17 protein-coding genes and 1 pseudogene are annotated in these 17,497 nt (G+C 66.5%); 2 read left to right on the top strand and 16 right to left on the bottom strand.

Annotated elements, in window-relative coordinates:
* Window positions 1-60: 60 nt before the first annotated feature.
* The 13 genes from N5D91_RS01825 to tssB all read right to left on the bottom strand — a co-directional run bounded on the left by N5D91_RS01825 (window position 61) and on the right by tssB (window position 14,729).
* Window positions 61-2,940 carry a protein kinase gene (locus tag N5D91_RS01825; protein WP_153856966.1) on the bottom strand — a complete coding sequence of 960 codons (2,880 nt, stop codon included), beginning with the start codon at window positions 2,938-2,940 and terminating at the stop codon, window positions 61-63.
* Window positions 2,934-3,497: an ECF-type sigma factor gene (locus N5D91_RS01820; protein WP_110714151.1), complete on the bottom strand. Its 564-nt coding sequence runs from the start codon at window positions 3,495-3,497 to the stop codon at window positions 2,934-2,936. The genes N5D91_RS01825 and N5D91_RS01820 overlap by 7 nt, the downstream gene beginning before the upstream one ends.
* Before the next feature lie 445 nt (window positions 3,498-3,942).
* A complete protein-coding gene (locus tag N5D91_RS01815; RefSeq protein WP_110714152.1) occupies window positions 3,943-4,230 on the bottom strand; it encodes a PAAR domain-containing protein in 288 nt (95 codons plus the stop codon).
* Between the two features lie 132 nt (window positions 4,231-4,362).
* The gene (locus N5D91_RS01810; protein ID WP_164161686.1) at window positions 4,363-4,812 is read right to left on the bottom strand and encodes a hypothetical protein; all 450 of its coding nucleotides are present in this window, start codon (window positions 4,810-4,812) and stop codon (window positions 4,363-4,365) included.
* A gap of 63 nt (window positions 4,813-4,875) precedes the next feature.
* Complete coding sequence (locus N5D91_RS01805) at window positions 4,876-5,106, bottom strand: hypothetical protein (protein WP_180854150.1); 231 nt, start codon at window positions 5,104-5,106, stop codon at window positions 4,876-4,878.
* Window positions 5,107-5,180: 74 nt separating this feature from the next.
* Window positions 5,181-7,919, bottom strand: a complete 2,739-nt coding sequence (tssH, locus tag N5D91_RS01800) for a type VI secretion system ATPase TssH (protein WP_180854149.1) — start codon at window positions 7,917-7,919, stop codon at window positions 5,181-5,183.
* Window positions 7,916-8,983, bottom strand: a complete 1,068-nt coding sequence (gene tssG / locus N5D91_RS01795; RefSeq protein ID WP_180854148.1) for a type VI secretion system baseplate subunit TssG — start codon at window positions 8,981-8,983, stop codon at window positions 7,916-7,918. The genes tssH and tssG overlap by 4 nt, the downstream gene beginning before the upstream one ends.
* Window positions 8,947-10,818 (bottom strand): type VI secretion system baseplate subunit TssF, encoded by a 1,872-nt coding sequence (gene tssF, locus N5D91_RS01790; protein WP_180854147.1) that lies wholly within the window; start codon window positions 10,816-10,818, stop codon window positions 8,947-8,949. Before tssF ends, tssG begins: the two co-directional genes overlap by 37 nt.
* Entirely contained in the window at window positions 10,818-11,321 is a 504-nt protein-coding gene (gene tssE / locus N5D91_RS01785) for a type VI secretion system baseplate subunit TssE (protein WP_110714159.1), read from the bottom strand. The genes tssF and tssE overlap by 1 nt, the downstream gene beginning before the upstream one ends.
* Before the next feature lie 9 nt (window positions 11,322-11,330).
* Complete coding sequence (locus N5D91_RS01780) at window positions 11,331-12,140, bottom strand: type VI secretion system accessory protein TagJ (protein WP_110714160.1); 810 nt, start codon at window positions 12,138-12,140, stop codon at window positions 11,331-11,333.
* A 3-nt stretch (window positions 12,141-12,143) separates the two neighbouring features.
* Window positions 12,144-12,644 (bottom strand): type VI secretion system tube protein Hcp, encoded by a 501-nt coding sequence (locus N5D91_RS01775; protein WP_110714161.1) that lies wholly within the window; start codon window positions 12,642-12,644, stop codon window positions 12,144-12,146.
* A gap of 77 nt (window positions 12,645-12,721) precedes the next feature.
* Window positions 12,722-14,218, bottom strand: a complete 1,497-nt coding sequence (tssC, locus tag N5D91_RS01770; protein ID WP_110714162.1) for a type VI secretion system contractile sheath large subunit — start codon at window positions 14,216-14,218, stop codon at window positions 12,722-12,724.
* Between the two features lie 4 nt (window positions 14,219-14,222).
* The gene (tssB, locus tag N5D91_RS01765; protein ID WP_164161681.1) at window positions 14,223-14,729 is read right to left on the bottom strand and encodes a type VI secretion system contractile sheath small subunit; all 507 of its coding nucleotides are present in this window, start codon (window positions 14,727-14,729) and stop codon (window positions 14,223-14,225) included.
* 328 nt (window positions 14,730-15,057) lie between these two features.
* Here tssB and N5D91_RS01760 point away from each other — a divergent pair.
* Window positions 15,058-15,354 (top strand): annotated as a pseudogene (locus N5D91_RS01760) (helix-turn-helix domain-containing protein); the annotation flags it as partial.
* 152 nt (window positions 15,355-15,506) lie between these two features.
* Here N5D91_RS01760 and N5D91_RS01755 read toward each other — a convergent pair.
* Complete coding sequence (locus N5D91_RS01755) at window positions 15,507-15,953, bottom strand: universal stress protein (protein WP_005411629.1); 447 nt, start codon at window positions 15,951-15,953, stop codon at window positions 15,507-15,509.
* Between the two features lie 183 nt (window positions 15,954-16,136).
* On the opposite strand from N5D91_RS01755, the gene N5D91_RS01750 reads away from it, so the two are divergent.
* Window positions 16,137-16,283, top strand: a complete 147-nt coding sequence (locus tag N5D91_RS01750; protein ID WP_180839159.1) for a hypothetical protein — start codon at window positions 16,137-16,139, stop codon at window positions 16,281-16,283.
* A gap of 79 nt (window positions 16,284-16,362) precedes the next feature.
* On the opposite strand, the gene N5D91_RS01745 is transcribed toward N5D91_RS01750, so the two are convergent.
* Together N5D91_RS01745 and N5D91_RS01740 are read right to left on the bottom strand one after the other, a co-directional pair.
* Window positions 16,363-16,917, bottom strand: a complete 555-nt coding sequence (locus N5D91_RS01745) for a hypothetical protein (protein WP_110714165.1) — start codon at window positions 16,915-16,917, stop codon at window positions 16,363-16,365.
* 178 nt (window positions 16,918-17,095) lie between these two features.
* Window positions 17,096-17,422 carry a low molecular weight protein tyrosine phosphatase family protein gene (locus N5D91_RS01740; protein WP_110714166.1) on the bottom strand — a complete coding sequence of 109 codons (327 nt, stop codon included), beginning with the start codon at window positions 17,420-17,422 and terminating at the stop codon, window positions 17,096-17,098.
* Between the last annotated feature and the right edge of the window lie 75 nt (window positions 17,423-17,497).

Genomic DNA, 17,497 nt, shown 5'->3' with positions numbered 1-17,497 from the left:
CTGGCCGGATCCGCGACCGGATGCTCCCACGCGTTGCCGGCGCGCAACCGGCATTTCGTCTCACCGGCCGAGGCTGCCCGGCTCCCCCGGTTCCTTCAGCGCCCTCAGTGCTTCGTCGCGCACGCTGCGCTGCGATGTATTGAGCGTTGCCGGATCCCGTGCGATCACCGGATCGAGATAGTGCCGTTCGATGTCGGCCATCGCCTCGGTGGCATGCATGCGCTTGAGCACGGCGTAGAGCCGCGACGCGCTCTCCGTCGTATGCGCGTCGAGCACGCCGCGGCTGGACGCGCGCAGTTCCAATGCCTTGGCATGGGCATCGCGCGCGGCCGGCAAGCGGCCGGCACGGTTCTCGACCCGCCCCACCACGTCCCAGGTCGCCGAGATCAGGCGGTAGTCGTCCGGCATCAGCCGTTGGTTGCCTTCCAGCGCGGCATACGCCGCCTCGCGCGCCTCATCGTAGTGATCGGTCCTGGCCAGCATGCTGGCCAGCCCGCCCAGGGTGAACAGCGTGTCCGGATGCATCCGCCCAAGCGTGCGCGTGCGCTGCTGCAGCAGTTCACGCTGCAGCTGCACGGCACGCTCGAAGCGCTGCGGATCATCCTGCTTGGCCAGCACCCGGATCAGCTCCGCCTTGGTCTGCAGGGCATCCGGGTGGTCGGGCCCCAGCACGCGCTGCTGCTCGCCCAGCAGGTGCTCCATGAAGGCCTGGGTCTGGGTGAACGCCGGCTCGGCCTGTGCCAGGCGCACCATGTTGAAGCCCTGCAGGGCCGCCGCCGCAAGCGTGTCGGGATGCTCGGAGCCGAGGCTGCGCTCGCGCCGCTGGCGCACTTCGCTGGCCAGCGCCAACGAGTTTTCGTATTCGTTGAACGTGTTCTGCAGGCGCGCCAGCATCAGCATCGCCGCCAGCGTGCGCGGTGCGTTGTCACCAAAACGCGCGCGGAACCGGGGCAGCAGGGGCTCCAGCCGCGCCAGGGCCTCTTCGCGGCGGGTCAGCTCGCTGAGCGTGGTCACCATGCCCAGCTCCAGTTCCAACAGCGCGGGGGCGTCCTTCTCCAGCCGCGGCGTCCACGCCGTGACCAGGGCCTGCTGCCGCTGCAGCGCCTTCCCCAGTTCTCCCTGCCCCGCCATCACCTGCGCCTGCTGCGCGCCCACCCGCAGCCACAGCGGATTGTCCGGCGCCAGCTCCGGCCGCTGGAGTGACAGGGCTTCGTCCAGCAGGCCGCGCGCCTCGACCAGGTTGCCGCGGCGATACAGCGCATCGGCCAGATCAGCCAGCGCCGATACCAGGCGCAGGCCGCCTGCATGCTGCTCGCGCTGCACCGACAGCACCGACTGCAGCTCGCGCACCGCTGCCGGGTAACGGCCGATCGAAATCAGCACGCGGGCCAGCGACTGGCGCAGGTCCGCAGACAGGGATGGATCATCGGCAAAGTCCTGCTGCAGGCGATCCAGTGCATGGGCCACCACGTAGCGCTCCAGCAGGTCACGGGCGATGTCCGAGGCCGGAACCTTGGCCCGCAGTGCTTCCAGATCCAGCGGCGCGTCAGCTGAATCCTGCAACGCCCGCTGCATCGCCTCGCCGTTGGCCGCGGCCATCGCATGCCCCATCGCATCGACGTCCACGCTCTGCAGCATCTCCTGCTGGAATTCGACCATGCGCTCCAGTTGCTGCTGGCGGTGACTGGCCACGGCCTGTTGGCTGCGCGCCTGCTGCAGCGCCCACAGCGATGCCGCCAGGCCAACCACCACGCAGCCCAGGGTCAAGGCCGCCAGGACCACCGGCAACCGATGCCGCTGCAGGAACTTGCGGGCCACCAGCAACCGCTGCTGGCGTGACACCAACGGCGGAATGTTGCGACACCAGCGGTCGAGGTCGGCCAGCAGTGCCGATACACCGTCATAGCGCCCCGAGCGCTGCGGGTCGGTGGCACGACGCACGATGGCATCCAGGCCTTCCTCCAGAGCCCGCCGCAGTTCACGCCGGCTGCACTGGCAGGACGCAGCCATCCCGGCCTGCGCCTCGACCGTCAGAGCGAGGAACACTGCCAACGGCGACAGCGGCTCCGGCATCCGTGCCGGTGGCCGTTGCCCGCACAGCAGCTCATGCAGCATCGCGCCCAGCGAGTACACGTCACTGCGCGCGTCGATATCGATCTCCAGGCCTGTCTGCTCCGGGCTCATGTAGCCCGGCGTGCCGCCAGACCAGCGATCGGTATCGTCATGGCTGCCGGCAATGGCGATGCCGAAGTCGATGATCTTCGGCTGCGGTGCGCCATCCACGGCACCCACCAGCACATTGCTCGGCTTCAGGTCGCGATGGATCACACCCTTCTGGTGTGCATGCTGCACGCCCTGGCAGACCTGCATCATCAGCCGCACCCGCAGGTCCAGCGGTGCGCGACGCTGGGCGCACCAGCGGTCGATGCCCTCGCCGTCGATGTACTCCATCACCAGGTAGGGACGTTCGTCCTCATGCATCCCCGCGTCATAGATCTGCGCGATGGCCGGGTGATGCATCTGTGCCTGCATCTGGCATTCGAACTCGAAGAACGCTCGGCTTTTCTCATCCAGCCCCGGGTTGGCCATCATCTTGATGGCCACCTGCTGCCGATAGGCGCCGTCGGCACGATGGCCAAGGTAGACCCGGCCCATGCCACCCGTGCCGATCATCGCGTCTACCGCCCACGGGCCGCAGCGGGTACCCGGTGGCAGGATCGGGGGCGGTTCGCGGCCGATCTCGGAGACCGCCTGGCGCAGCGGCACCCGCAGGCGCACCGTAGCTTCGGCCTCCACCGCCAGCATCGCCTCCAGTTCGCGACGCAACGGCGGGTCATGTCCGACCTCCGCCTGTACGAACGCCGCACGTGCCGCGCCGCTCAGTGCGCTGGCCCGGTGGAAGAGACTTTCCAACTGGCGCCAGCGCTCCAGGCTCAGCATGACGACAACCGTGCGGCCAACCAGACGCGCACGAAACGCAGATCGCGCTCGGCGGTGGGAATGGAAATGTCCAGCAGATTCGCGGTTTCAGCCACGGTCAGCCCGACCAGTTCGGTCATCGCGAACGCACGCGCCTTGCGGGCATCCAGCCTGGCCAGCTCATCGAACGCCTCGGCGATGCTGAGCAGGTCCACCGGCTGCACGCCGGGATCGACCAGCTTCACCGTCAGCGTGACCTGCTGCCCGCGTCGCTTGCCACGATCGCGCATGCGCGCAAGGTCCACCAGAAGGTGACGCATCTGCAACGACGCCACTGCATAGAAATGCCCGCGCGATGCGAAGCCATGCTCGCGTGCCGACAGCCGCATCCAGGCCTCGTTGACCAGCTCGGTGGGCTGGAAACCATCGGCCACGCCACGTGCCAGGCTGCGCACCGCGATCTGGTGCAGTTCGTCGTAGACCAGTCGCGCCAGCGTATCGCTGGCCGGTGCTTCGCCGTCCTGCCAGCGCGCAAGCAGGTGGGTGATGCCCTCGGCGGGCGGCAGCGTGTCATTCATGGCAATCCCTCGCTCGACGCCGGACGCGCCGCCATGCAGGGATGCATGGCGAAACGCTGCCCGCCCGCAACGAAGAGACGTCGCGCTGGCCGCTGGGGCGACAGTATCGGGAGGGCGGTCATCCGGGACGTAGCCGCGGATCCCCAGGCGCGGCGCGGTCGATCCTACGCGAGCAAAGCGTGTAGAAATAGTCAGGACGTGACGCATATAGGCTGAATTCTCCGACCGTGTGAAGGAGTATCAGGCGGCGATTCGTCTCACTTGAACGCGATGACGGAGATTTGGATCGACCTAAAGTGGTCACGCATCACAGAAGCCAGCTGTACGGGCGATCTCCATATGTCCCGGCGATCGTTGCATCGTCTGACCGGGATTGACCCGAAGCCTTTGGGAAATGTCCGCAGATGTCCTGGTGGTGGCCTTCGTGCACCAGGTACTGGCGTGCTCAGCCCACCAGTACCGTGAAGCACCCGATTACGATCACACCGCCATGCGCGGTGCTGTCACCCAGGCGCGCCGCCGGTTGGCCCTTGATGAAGACCTTCACCGAGCCTTTGACGATGCTGTCCGGCGGGCCAACGCAGGTGCACAGATCGCCCACCCGTGCGGCAGGCAGGCCACCGATCAGCACGGTTGGCGCACCGGGTGCCGTGATCGGGCCACCGACATGCGGAACCACGCCGGTGACCATCGGGCAGGTGTGGAGATCGGTGAGGCGGGCGGCGGGTTGCATGTGAACTTCCTTATCTGGCCCGCCAGTCTCTCGCGACTGGATTCTTGGCCCAGGTTGGTTGGCTCGAACTCCAACAAGAATCTTCGCCTTCTGTCTGGATCCGCGTTCGCCATGAGCGATGAATCATGCATGCTATTTGACGATCGTCCATCCGTCGTGGTCCTTGGCTGTGACCGACTCGCCGCGCGTACAAGGCCCCATGAACTTACCGACTTGGCGGTTCCGATCGAGAAGCGCATTGACATGCCATATGTAGCCATCCAGCCCGAAGGTCACATGCATCCCAAATATCGAACCGGGCCCTTTGGGATGTTTTCGCCATTGGTGCAGCCCTTTGAGAACGATGAGGCTGATCTCATCGCTACTTTTGTAGTCAGCGAGCGTCATTTGCGCCTCTGCGTATGGCTTGATCGCCATGGCCGCTTCGAACAATCCCGTGATGAAGGCCTCAGTGTTGCAATGGCTCTTTATCCATTTGGTATACGGCGTCCCCGGCGCGATGATCTCATCTGAATTCCACGCCACGCCGCCGGAATAGGCCTTGTAGATTTCATTCTTTCCATCATGAAAGAGTATCGGCATGTCTATCTGCCATCGTCGATTGATTGAGTGAACTGCACATATATCCGGCGCTCGGTGCGGGCCTCATGAACCTTTTTTCGGGTGGTTCTGCTTGAACACCCGGTTATAGGTTTCATCATAGATACGATTCCAGGCGGCCTCCTCATCGCGCTCTGCATTGTCTTCAGAGTTCTTCTTTCTCCGACCAGCATCGCGACCATGCGCCGCCCTGCCATGTCCCTTAAGTTCAGCCGACCGGAACGCTGCATGCTTTTCTGCAGCCGTTCTCGCAGCGATGTCACAGATATCGCACATGGATTCCTCCTTCCTCTTGATGCCTTCAAGTGGCCAATTTTCAATGGATACGCATTCCGCGTGCGTCCCGGAAATCAGACGAACGTGTATTCAAAGTCCGAACGTCCCGTACCTATCCTGATCCCCGCCATAACACTTCCGTCGACCGCACTGCCCAGCATGTTTCGACTGATCGCCGGCAACATCGAATTGGTCAATATCGCGTCGATCATCCGCCCACCCGATTCGCCTTCGGTGCAGCGGCTCACTACCAGCTCCACCACCGAGTCGTCGTACTCGAATGGAATGCGATAGCGCGCCTCCACCCGCTTCTTGATGCGGTTCAACTGCAGCCGCACGATGCGGCCCAGCATGTCCGCGCTCAGCGGGTAGTACGGAATCGCCACCAGCCGCCCCAGCAGCGCCGGCGGAAACACCTTCAGCAGTGGCGCACGCAGTGCCTTGGCCATGCTTTCCGGGTCGGGAACCAGTTCCGGATCGGCGCACAGGCTGGCGATCAGTTCGGTGCCGGCGTTGCTGGTCAGCAGGATCAGCGTGTTGCGGAAGTCGATGCGGCGGCCTTCGCCGTCTTCCATCCAGCCCTTGTCGAACACCTGGAAGAACAGTTCGTGCACGTCCGGGTGCGCCTTCTCCACCTCGTCCAGCAGCACCACCGAGTACGGCTTGCGGCGCACTGCTTCGGTCAGCACACCACCCTCGCCATAACCCACATAGCCCGGCGGCGCCCCCTTCAGTGACGACACCGTATGTGCTTCCTGGTACTCGCTCATGTTGATGGTGATCAGGTTCTGCTCGCCGCCGTACAGCGCCTCGGCCAGCGCCAGCGCGGTTTCGGTCTTGCCCACGCCAGAGGTGCCCGCCAGCAGGAACACGCCGATCGGCTTGTCCGGGTTGTCCAGGCCTGCGCGGCTGGTCTGGATGCGCTTGGCGATCATCTCCATCGCATGGTCCTGGCCGATCACGCGTTGGCCAAGCAACTCCGGCAGTCGCAGAACGGTGTCGATCTCGTTGCGTGCCATGCGCCCGACCGGAATGCCGGTCCAGTCGGCCACCACCGCCGCCACCGCCTGGTGATCGACCGTCGGCAGGATCAGCGGTGCCTCGCCCTGCAGTGCCGCCAGTTCGGCCTGTACCAGCTGCAGTCGTGCCAGCAGCACATCTCGGTCGCATGCCTGCACCGGTACCGAGGCCACCACGGCATCGCCATCGGCCTGTGCCGCCGCCGCTTCCAATGCGCTGCCGGTACCTTCCACGGGCACGTTGCCGCTGCGCAGCTGTGCACGCAGGTCCAGCAGTTCATCGACCAGCGCTTTCTCGGCCTGCCAGCGCTGCTCCAGCCCGGACAGGCGCTGCTCCTCGTCGGCCAGTGCCTGCGCGCAGGTCGCGCCGCGCTCGGCCACCACGATGCCGATCGCGGATTCGCGGTCGATGATCGCCTGCTCGGTCTGCAGCGATTCAATCCGCCTGCGGCTGTCGTCCACCTCCGCTGGCACTGCGTGCAGGCTGACCGCCACGCGTGCGCACGCGGTATCGAGCAGGCTGACCGACTTGTCCGGCAGCTGCCGCGCCGGGATGTAGCGATGGCTCAGCCTGACCGCAGCTTCCAGCGCTTCATCCAGGATCTGCACCTGGTGGTGCTTCTCCATCATGCTGGCCACGCCGCGCATCATCCGCACCGCACGCGCCTCGTCCGGCTCCTCCACCTGCACCGCCTGGAAACGCCGGGTCAGCGCAGGGTCTTTCTCGATGTACTTCTTGTACTCGGCCCAGGTGGTGGCGCCCACCGTGCGCAGCGTGCCGCGCGCCAATGCCGGCTTCAGCAGGTTGGCCGCATCGCCGGTGCCGGCCGCGCCCCCGGCACCCACCAGCGTGTGGGTCTCGTCCACGAACAGGATGATCGGCGCCGGGCTGGCCTGCACTTCGTCGATCACCGCACGCAGGCGCTGCTCGAATTCACCCTTCATGCTGGCGCCAGCCTGCAGCAGGCCAACGTCCAGCGCGCGCAGCTGCACATCCTTCAGTGCGAGGGGCACGTCGCCGCGCGCGATACGCTGGGCGAGGCCCTCGACCACGGCGGTCTTGCCGACCCCGGCTTCTCCGACCAGGATCGGGTTGTTCTGCCGCCGCCGCATCAGGATGTCGACCACCTGGCGGATCTCATCATCGCGACCGATGATCGGATCGAGCTTGCCATCGCGGGCCTGCGCGGTCAGGTCGGTGGTGAACCGCGCCAGCGCTTCCTGCTTGCCCATCGCAGCGGGTGCGATGGCACCGCTGGCGTCACCCGGTGCGGCGGCATTGCCCAGCGCGAAGCCATCGGTCGGTCGCTGCCCCTCTTCCGGCGAGCCCGCGATGATGCCGGCCAGGCCCTCGCTCAGCGCTTCCGGCCTGAGCTTGTCGAACTCGCGCGAGATCGCCGACAGCCCGCTACGCAGGCTGCGGCTGGAGAGCATGCCCAGCAACAGGTACGCACTGCGCACCTGCGCTTCGCCGAAACCCAGCGACGCCTGGATCCAGGCGCGTTCGACCGCCTCCTCCACCGCACTGGACAGATCGGTGACACCCCCCGCTCCGCGCGGCAGGCGCTCCAGCGCATCGGTGACGTCACGCGCCAGCCGCGCCGGGTCCAGCTGCGCATGGCGCACGATGCGGTGCAGGTCCGAATCCTGCAGCTGCAACAGCTGGTGCAGCCAATGCACCAGCTCCACGTTGGGGTTGCCGCGCAGCTTGCAGAACACGGTGGCACTTTCGATGGCACGGTAGGCAAGCGGGTTGAGCTTGCCGAACAGCGCACTGCGGCGGATCTCGGTCATGGCAGGGGTCCAGGTCGGTCGGTGAAGGCCATCGCGGCGCGCGGATGCACGACCACGTCATCGGCGTCGGCCACGCTCCAGGCGCGTCGACCCAGCCAGGTGTCCAGGCCAAGGCGCCCACTGCGGGCCAGGCGCAGCGTCGGCACCTGGTCGGCGCGCAGCAGCAGCTGCACGTCCCAGGCCTGGGTGTCGCCGCTGTGGCTGCGTATCAGGGCCGCCAGGCGTGGCAGCTGCGTGCCACCCGGCAACCAGTGGCGGAAGCTGGCCAGGTCAAGCGGGCCGATGCGCAGGCGGAAACGATGCTGGCACCCGCGCACCTGCGCGCCCAGCACCGCACTGTGGCCCAGCCGGTTGCTGCGCACCCCCAGGTGCAGCTGCGCGTCCTCGGGCAGGCGCATCCATTCGGCGATGAAGCCGATCACCTGCGCGGGCACCTGCAGCGCCGCTTCTGTCAACGCACGCAGGCCCCCGGCATTGCGCGCCATCGGCAGCAGGTGCCCGGCGTGATGGCGGCGGAAGTCATCGTCCAGCGCATCACGGCGCTGCAGTGCGGGGGATGCGATGCCGACCAACGCCCCCAGGTACAGGCGGAAGCGGTCGTCCTCTGGCCGGTCGGCCTGTACCACGGGTTGTGCATCGGCCCAGGCGCGGTAGAACACGCTCATGAGCCGGTGATGGAACAGGTCGGCGAACGCCACCAGGCTGTCATCGCGTGCGCTGCGCTGCCGCTGCAGTGCGTACTCGGTCAGGTGCAGTGGCAGGGGACCATTCGGTCCGAACAGGCCGAAGCCGAACATGCGCAACTGCGGTGGGCACGTGCGGGTTGCCGGAACCACCGCATCGACATCCCGGGGAGCGAAGGCCAGGCTCGGTGCCTGCCGCAGCCGCAGCGGATCCTCCTCCGGGCGTGTCGAGCACCCCCAGCGCGGCAGGTGCGGGTGCGTCCGTTCCAGCAGGCGCAGCGCGGTGAACGCCTCGAACGCGTGCGGTGCCGCGGCCAGCGCCTGCAGCAGCGCAGCGCGCACGTCTACAGCGCCAGCAGCGCGCCCGGTCTGGCCGTCCATCGGGCCACCTCATTGCGTTCAACGGTGCGCAGCACGGTTTCGGTGAAGGCATTGATCGAAACGTAGCGTGCGAAAAACTGGCGCATCACTGCCGCCAGCAGATAGGCTCCGGTTCCTTCGAAAGCAGCATCCTCGCAGGTCAGGGTGATCTCCAGCCCACGGCCGAAGGTGATCGGGCCGGGCACCGGGATGCGGCGCACGATTGAACGCGCTGAGACGCCCCGCAGTCCCTCCAGCTGGCGCTGCGCGCCGGCGTCGTGTGGATCGCAGTACAGCGCCAGCATTTCGCGCAACGCATCGGTACCGCGTGCGTCGCCGTCCTCGAACAGCGACAGGTAGTTCAGCTGCAGGTGGCTGAGCAGTTTCCAGGCACTTTCGCCGCCGTCGCCGGCCGGCCGTGGACGGGTCGGTCCGGCCACGCAGCGGATCGCGGTGACCGGTGCACCATCGTCCAGGCTGAAGTCGGTGCGTCCCTTGCCCACCGGCATCTGCAACGGCAGGTCACGGTTGCTGCACAGCAGCTGCAGCCCCAGCTGGCGCAGCCGGCTGGGGAAGGGTCGATCAGCAGCGTCGACCAGGCTGATGAATACCTCGCTGCCCACGTAGCTGGAGCGTGCGCCCTGCCGCCGCTGGCGAGCCGACAGCTGGCGCGGCTCGCGACGCAGCGTGTAGTACGCGCCTTGCGGATCGTGCCAGGTACGTGCCTGGCTGCCATAGAACGGTGCAAAGCGCTGCTCGGGCGACTGGCCGTCACCGTAGCCGTCCACGGCGGTGACGCTATGCACTTCCAGGTCCAGCGGCCGGGTACGGTCGGGCAGCACATGGTATTCGTGGCGTCCGGGCGACAGATGCACGCGGTCGGCCGCCTGCGGAAACAGGTTGATGGCCGGCGTGCAGTACAGGCGGACGTTGTCCACGCCCAGCGCATTGTGCAGGCCGGGCTCACTGCGATCGAACAGGATCACGACCTCCAGCTGGTTGCCGGTGGCGCGCTGCAACACCGGCTTCAGCCCGGTCAGTTCGACGAACAGGAACCGCTCCGGGCAGGCGAAATACTCCTGCAGCAGCCGGTAGCCACTGAACGAACGCCCGTCATACGGCAGCAATGCCTGCGTGTCGTCGAAACCGACCGGCTGCAGGGCTTCAGCGGGCTGCCAGTGGGCCGGACCTCCCGCACGCAGCCAGCAGCCACACGCGTTGCCCATCAGCTGCTCATACAGCCGCCGTGGCAGGCCATCGGTGCCGGCCAGGAACAACGGCAGGCGATCCAGCGACAACGTCGCCAGCGGTACGCCCGCCTGTGCCTGCAGGCGCAGGCGCAGCCCCGCACGCGCCGCGCTGTCGGTAGGAATTGCGACCTCCGCCGCCGCCAATGCCGCCGGATTCTCGAAATAGCGCGCTTCCACCAGCTGCAATGGCCACAGCGTCACCTCATGCGCGGTACGGTATTCACAGGCCGTGCGCTCGCCGGCCACTGGCGTGGCAACGAGGCGGCTGTGGCGGGGCACACGGTGGCCCGCGGCCAGCTTGGCGTCCTTCAGGTCCGGCTGCAGCTGCACGACCGCCATGGAAGGGACCGGCGCCAGGAAGTGCGGATACACCATCTCCAGCAGGTGCTGGGTGAACACCGGGAACTGCGCGTCCAGCTTCACCTGCACGCGAGCGGCAAGGAAGGCGAAGCCTTCCAGCAGGCGCTCGACATAGGGATCGGCACACTCCATGCCATCCATGCCCAGGCGCCCGGCGATCTTCGGAAACTCGCGGGCGAACTCCGCGCCCATGCCACGGATGTGCTGCAGCTCGCGGTTGTAGTGGCGGAGCAGGCGCGGATCCATCAGGCATTGCCCTCGACCAGGTCCATGCGGCCGGTCTCCAGGTCCACTTCGGTCTTCAGGTAGAGATTCAGCGGGATCGGCTGCGCCCACATTTCCGAGCGGATGTCGAACACCAGCGAGCGCCGGTCCATCCGTTGCGCGTTGGCCTGGACGGTCACCTGCAGCGTGTGTGCGATCAGGCGCGGCTCGAAGGCGAGGATGGCCTCGCGCAGCCGCCGCTGCAGCGTCGCGACATCCAGTCCGGCCAGCTCCAGCCCGGTCAGGTCCGGAATGCCGTAGTTGAGCACCGAACCGGCGACGTCGGTCATGTCCTCCAGGCGCGTGTTGGCCGCGAGGTGCACGCTGTTGAGCAGCCACGACAGGTCGCGCATCACGCACTCGCGCAGTCGGCTGGCAGAGATCACCCGCTGTTCGCGGCTTTCGTCGCGCTGCAGCGGTGCATCGTCGGTCAACCGGTCCAGCAGGGACGGCTGCAGGCGCTCGGTGGTGGTCAGCTCGGCCATCGGCGCATCTCAGTCCGCACGCTGCAGCCGCAGCTGCCGTATCTGCAGCAGGGGATGGTCACCGCTGTCGGTGGCCAGCATGCGTTGGCCACTGCCGATGCCGTGCTCGTCCCATTCACTGCGCCGGGCCAGCTGCAGGCCGCTGTCATCGCCGGCTTCGCTGCCCGGATAACGTACCGGCACGAACGCACGCAGCGCAGTACCCTGGCGCAGGTGCAGTTCGGCCGGTGCCCAGACCAGGTCACGCAGGTCTTCGGGAGGATCAATGCGCAGTTCAGCCAGGCCATCCAGCGGCAGCCACGCATAGCCGCTGGGGGTGATCACTTCCAGGCAGGGACCGAAACGCGGGTCGGCATCAGCGATCCACTCGAACGGCTCGCCATCACAGTCACCCGCGACCGCCGGTGCCTGCGAGAACGCCTGTTCGCGCAGATCAATGGCTGCGTCGATGTGGCCCTGCTGCTGCAGCTGCACGGCCTGCAGCAGCGGCGCCAGCCAGGGCTGCGGCGTGCCCAGTACGGGCGGCAGGCGCGTGCCGGCGAATACCTCGGCACGCACCTGCTCGGCACACAGCAGGGCGTGGCCGGCACTGCCCAGCAGCGACAGGCTGGCATCCAGCTGCACGGCCGCCTGCAGCTGGGCCTCGGCCCGTTGCCACTGGCCGAGCACGGCCAGCAGCTGGAACAGGAAGACACGTTCAGCGGCGGCGGTCGGTGCGGCACGCACACGTTCGCGCTGCGCCTGCAGCGCGCCGCCCAGGTCACCGGCCCGCAGCAGGTCCACGGCCGGTGCGGTATCGGTGGTGGGCGGCACGTTCATGCATCAGCCCTTGGCCACGGCCTGCATGTCGTAGGTGAAGGTCTTGGCCGCGCCGTCGGCGGTGCCGTCGGGCTTCTGCGGCTGGAACCCGTACTGGAACTTGCCGAAGTGCAGGGTGACGTTCTCGGTCAGGCGGTCCTCGCCACCGGAGCCGCCGGTGGATACCGAAGTGATCAGCACGCCGTTGGACAGGTGCAGGGTCACATAGTCGGTCTGCTCGCCGGTGGCGTTGGTCACGTACAACCACGCCTCCTCGAGGCGTGCACCGGTGCTGGCAGCCTGCAGCAGCGCGTTGGAGCTTTTGTCCACGTACTTGGTGATGGAGATGTCCTGGACGTGTGCCTTGCCACCGGAGCTGACCCCGCCGCTGTGCAGGTCGCCGCTGTTGCTGACGCCCCACGACCAGGCCAGTACCGGAATCTCGTTCTTGTGCTTGGCGTGGGTCGAGCCACCTTCGATGGTGACGCTGCCACCCTGGAACTTCAGATGCATGTCGAATGCCATGGAACTGCTCCTTCAATCGGCTGTCGAATCGGTTCGCCGGCCAGGGCCTGGCCGGCGCGGGAAGGGGAACGGGAAGATCAGGCCTTGGCCTGTGACGGCAGGCGCGAAACCAGCCGCAGCGAAACGGTCAGTCCTTCCAGCTGGTAGTGCGGTTTCAGGAAGAACTTGGAGGTGTAATAGCCGGGCGCACCTTCCACCTCCTCCACCACCACCTCGGCGGCGGCGAGCGGATGGCTGGCCTTGTACTCCTCGCTGGAGTTGGCCGGATCACCGTCGACGTAGTTGAGAATCCAGTTGCCCAGCCATTTCTGCATCTGCTCGCGGCTGGAGAACGAACCGATCTTGTCGCGCACGATGCACTTGAGGTAATGCGCGAAGCGGTTGCAGGCGAACATGTACGGCAGCCGGGCCGCCAGCGCCGCGTTGGCGGTGGCGTCGGGGTTGTCGTACTCGGCAGGCTTGTTCAACGACTGCGCGCTGATGAAGGCTGCCATGTCGGAATTCTTGCGATGCACCAGGGGCATCAGCCCCAGCTTGTCCAGCTCGGCGGAGCGGCGGTCGGTGATGGCCACCTCGGTCGGGCACTTCATGTCCACGCCGCCATCGTCGGTCGGGAAGGTATGGGTGGGCAGGCCTTCCACCGCGCCACCGGACTCGATGCCGCGGATCCTGGAGCACCAGCCGTACTGCTTGAACGAGCGGTTGATGTTGACCGCCATGGCATAGGCCGCGTTCTGCCAGGTGTAACGGCTCGAATCGGCACCGGAAGTGTCTTCCTCGAAATCGAACTCGTCCACCGGATCGGTGGCGGCGCCGTAGGGCAGGCGCGCCAGCGTGCGCGGCATCGCCAGCCCGATGTACTTGGAATCTTCCGAGTCGCGCAGCGAACGCCAGGCCGCGTAGTCGGGGGTGGTGAAGATCTTGGCCAGATCGCGCGGGTTGGCCAGTTCATCCCAGCCATCCATGCCCAGCAGGCGCGGTGCCGCCGCCGACAGGAAAGGTGCATGCGCGGCCGACGCCACCTGGGCCATGCCGGCCAGCAGCTCGACATCCTGCGGACTCTGGTCGAAGTAGTAATCGCCCACCAGGCAGCCATAGGGCTCGCCGCCCAGCTGGCCGTACTCGTGTTCATAGACCTTCTTGAAGATCGGGCTCTGGTCCCAGGCGGTGCCCTTGTAGCGCTTCAGGGTCTTGCCCAGTTCCTTCTTCGATACATTGAAGACCCGGATCTTCAGCTGGGTATCGGTCTCGGTGTTGTTGACCAGGTAGTGCAGGCCGCGCCAGGCACCTTCCAGCTGCTGGAAGTCCGGATGGTGCAGGATCTGGTTGAGCTGTGCAGTCAGCGTGCGGTCGATCTCGGCGATGTAGGCCTTGATCGTCTGCGAGACATCGTCGCTGACGATGTCCGCGCGGCTGAGCACCTGTTCGGCCAGCGTGCGTACCGCCGATTCCACTTCCTGCTGTGCGCGGTCGCTCTTCGGCCGGAACTGCTTGTTCAGCAGTTCGGCGAAGCCGCCCGATTCCAGTGCGGTGCCGGTATCGCTGCCGGCTTCGATCAGCTGTTCGGTCGACATGGCGTTACTCCCCGTCCTTGCCATCGCTGTTCGGCGCGGCGACCAGTGCCTGCAGCAGCGCCGGGTCACGGATCGCCTGTGCGATCAATGCCTCCGCACCGGCCTTGCCGTCCATGTAGGTATCCAGGTTCGCCAGCTGTGCACGCGCCTGCAGCAGCTTGGCCAACGGCTCGACGCGGCGCGCCACGGCGGCCGGCGAGAAGTCGTCCATGCTCTCGAAGGTGATGTCCACGTTCAGGCTGCCTTCGCCGGTCAGCGTGTTCGGCACGCTGAAGGCCACCCGCGGCTTCATCGACTGCAGCCGGCTGTCGAAGTTGTCGACATCGATCTCCAGCGCCTTGCGCTCTTCCAGTGACGGCAGTTCGCCGGCATTGGCGCCGGACAGGTCGGACATCACGCCCATCACGAAGGGCAGCTGTACTTTCTTCTGCGCCCCGTAGACCTCAACGTCGTACTCGATCTGCACCCGCGGTGCCCGATTGCGGGCAATGAACTTCTGGCTGTTCGCCATGGCCTGGCCTCCGATGGAAACGGGTCGTGCCGGGCGCCCGCGGGCGTCGGCCTCGATGCCGGGCAAGTCTGGGAGACCGCCGCGCAGGCCTCCCGACAATTCGTCTCAGCGTGGTCGTCAGGGTTCGCGGCGGGCCGATGATGGGTTTTCAGCGCAACTGTCGGTATCGACAGGACAGGCCCAGGGGATGGGCCGTGAAGACGCTGCCATGACACTCCAGCACTGCCCTTCGCTGGTCGGCGCACTTGCCGCCGACCTTGGTACCGCCGCCCTTGCTTCACTGCCGTCGGCGTCGACGGCGCCGCCGTCCGACCCGCGACTGCGGCGGATCCTCGATTTCATCGATGCGCACCTGGGTGAGTGTGAACTGGACGAGCGCATGATCCGCGATGCCTTCGCGCTCTCGCGGCCCACGCTGTACCGGTTGTTCCAGGCCTTGGGCGGGGTCGCCCGCTACATCCGCGAACGGCGCCTGTGGCTGGCCCACCGCCACCTCGACCGTGACCCCTGCTGCAGCGTCACCTGGCTGCTGTATGAGGTGGGCTTCGCCTCGGAACGCCAGTTCCAGCGGGCCTTCCAGGCCCGCTATGGGATGTCGCCGGCGCAGTGGCGCCGCGCCTGCCGCGGCCAGCCAACGCGGCTTTCATGAGAACGCTGGCCGCATCCACGCCCTGCATGGATGGCCGCTTGTGCAGCCCCAAAAAGATGACGCCGGCGCGCATCCTGCGGCCGGCGTCGGGTCCCCTCCCCGGGAACGCTTGAATCAGCGGGTATGGATCAGCGGATGACCAGCACCGGCAGGGTGCTGCGCGCCAGCACTTCCGCGGTCTGGCTGCCCAGCAGCACACGGGTCACGCCACGGCGGCCGTGCGACGTCATCACGATCAGGTCACTGTTGCGCTCACCCGCCGTCTCGATGATGCCGTCGGCCGCATAGCGGTCCAGCACATGCACCGGATTGGCGGTGATGCCCTGCTCGGCGGCCTTGGCCAGCGCCGGCTGCAGCACTTTCTGCGCGCCTTCCTCGCGGTCGGCCTTGTACTCGGGGCTGTTCATGTAGCCCACGCTCCAGCCCATGGCGTCGTACATGCCGACGGCCCATGGCTCGGAAACAGTCACGATATCGACCTCGGCATTGAGGTCCTTGGCCAGCTCCAGGCCCTTGGCCAGGCCCTTGTCGGCCAGCTCGGATCCGTCGGTGGCAATCAGGATGCGCTTGTACATGGTGGGGCTCCGTAGCGATCTGCCAGATGGGAACGACACCATTGCACACCGGATGTGCAGGCCGTGCCTTGAGCAGGATCAATCCGGCGCCGTGCAGCGGCGTGTGCGCACCGCCCGCTTGCACACCCCCTGACCGCAGCGCATGCTGGACCCGCGGCACCGCGCCGCCCTGGGAGAACGCCCATGCAGGACAGCAAGCCGACACCACGAAGCCCCCTCAGGATCATCCTCTGGAGCCTCATCGCCGCCTTCGTGCTGTTCTACGGCGGCTATCATCTGGGCAAGGATCTTGCCCAGCGCGACAACGCCCGGCAGTCAGCCGGCCGATAATGCTCTTCTGTAGAGCCGAGCCCATGCTCGGCTTCGGGTGCATGAGCCGAGCATGGGCTCGGCTCTACAACAACGTCGCTCAGGCGATCTGCACCACGCGCGCGTTCTGGCACAGCGGGTAGCTGGCCACGAATTCAGCGATCGCATCACGCATCGCCTCGAACGATTCGCCGTACATGTACAGCGCGGTCTCGGTCGGGCCCTGCCACCAGCTGCAGATTTCGCCCAGGCCGTCGATGTTCTCCGACAGCTGTTCGAACACGTGGTTGGAATCGCACTGTTCGTAGACGTCGTCCGGCAGGTTCAGGCCATCCAGGTAGATGCCCAGGCCTTCGGTCACGCCGAAGCCGCGGTCGGCTTCACCCGCACCCTGCAGCTGCGAACCCTTTGGTGCACCCAGCTGCTCCAGCAGATCGATCAGCTTCGGTACGCCACTCGCATCGATCAGTGCCACTTCGATATCGCCGTACTCGACCTCACCGAGATCGGACATCGCGGTGCCGCCGCCAGTCAGCTCACCTACCTGCGCCGCCTGCAGCAGCGCATCGAGCGGATCCTCGAACAGTTCGTGGCGATGCTCCGGCTGCAGCCGGGCGTTCAGCTTCACGGTGACGTGCAGCGTGGGTTCGGTCATGGAGGCGTTCCTGGAAGATGTCAGGCCCCATTGTAGAGTCGAAGGTAGCGGCAGGAGCCGCTGCCAACGTCGCTTGCGACGGCCCGAAGGGTGCCGGTCAGGACGACCGGCATAGCCATGCTCGGCTGTTCTTCCAGCCAGAAGCAGCCGAGCGTGGGCTCGCCTCTACAACAGCCCGTCAACGCAGAAACGGCGCCACCTTGCGCTTCAGCAGCTCCACCAGCACCGGGTCCATGTAGTCGTAGTCGTCCGGGATATCCAGGCAGATCACCCGCTTGCCCTTCAGCCATGCCTTGTAGCGGCTGGACAACCGGTTGCGATGCGCCTTCTCCATCACAAACACCAGGTCGGCCCACTGCAGCAGCTCGGGGCTGAGCACTTCCTCGGCATCGGCCAACAACCCGGCTGAGGCGGTCTCGATGCCCGGCCAATCGGCGAATACCTGCTCGGCCGTCGGGCTGCGCAGGCGGTTCTGGCTGCAGAGGAAGAGCACGTTGCGGGTCATGCCCGCAGCCTAATCGGGGTCGGATCCCTTTTCCAACGGGAAAGGGCTCTGACCCCAACCACGTGCATTCCGCGA

Source organism: Stenotrophomonas sp. GD03794, from assembly GCF_029842145.1.
GTDB lineage: Bacteria > Pseudomonadota > Gammaproteobacteria > Xanthomonadales > Xanthomonadaceae > Stenotrophomonas > Stenotrophomonas riyadhensis.
This window is presented reverse-complemented; position numbering and strand designations above follow the sequence as displayed.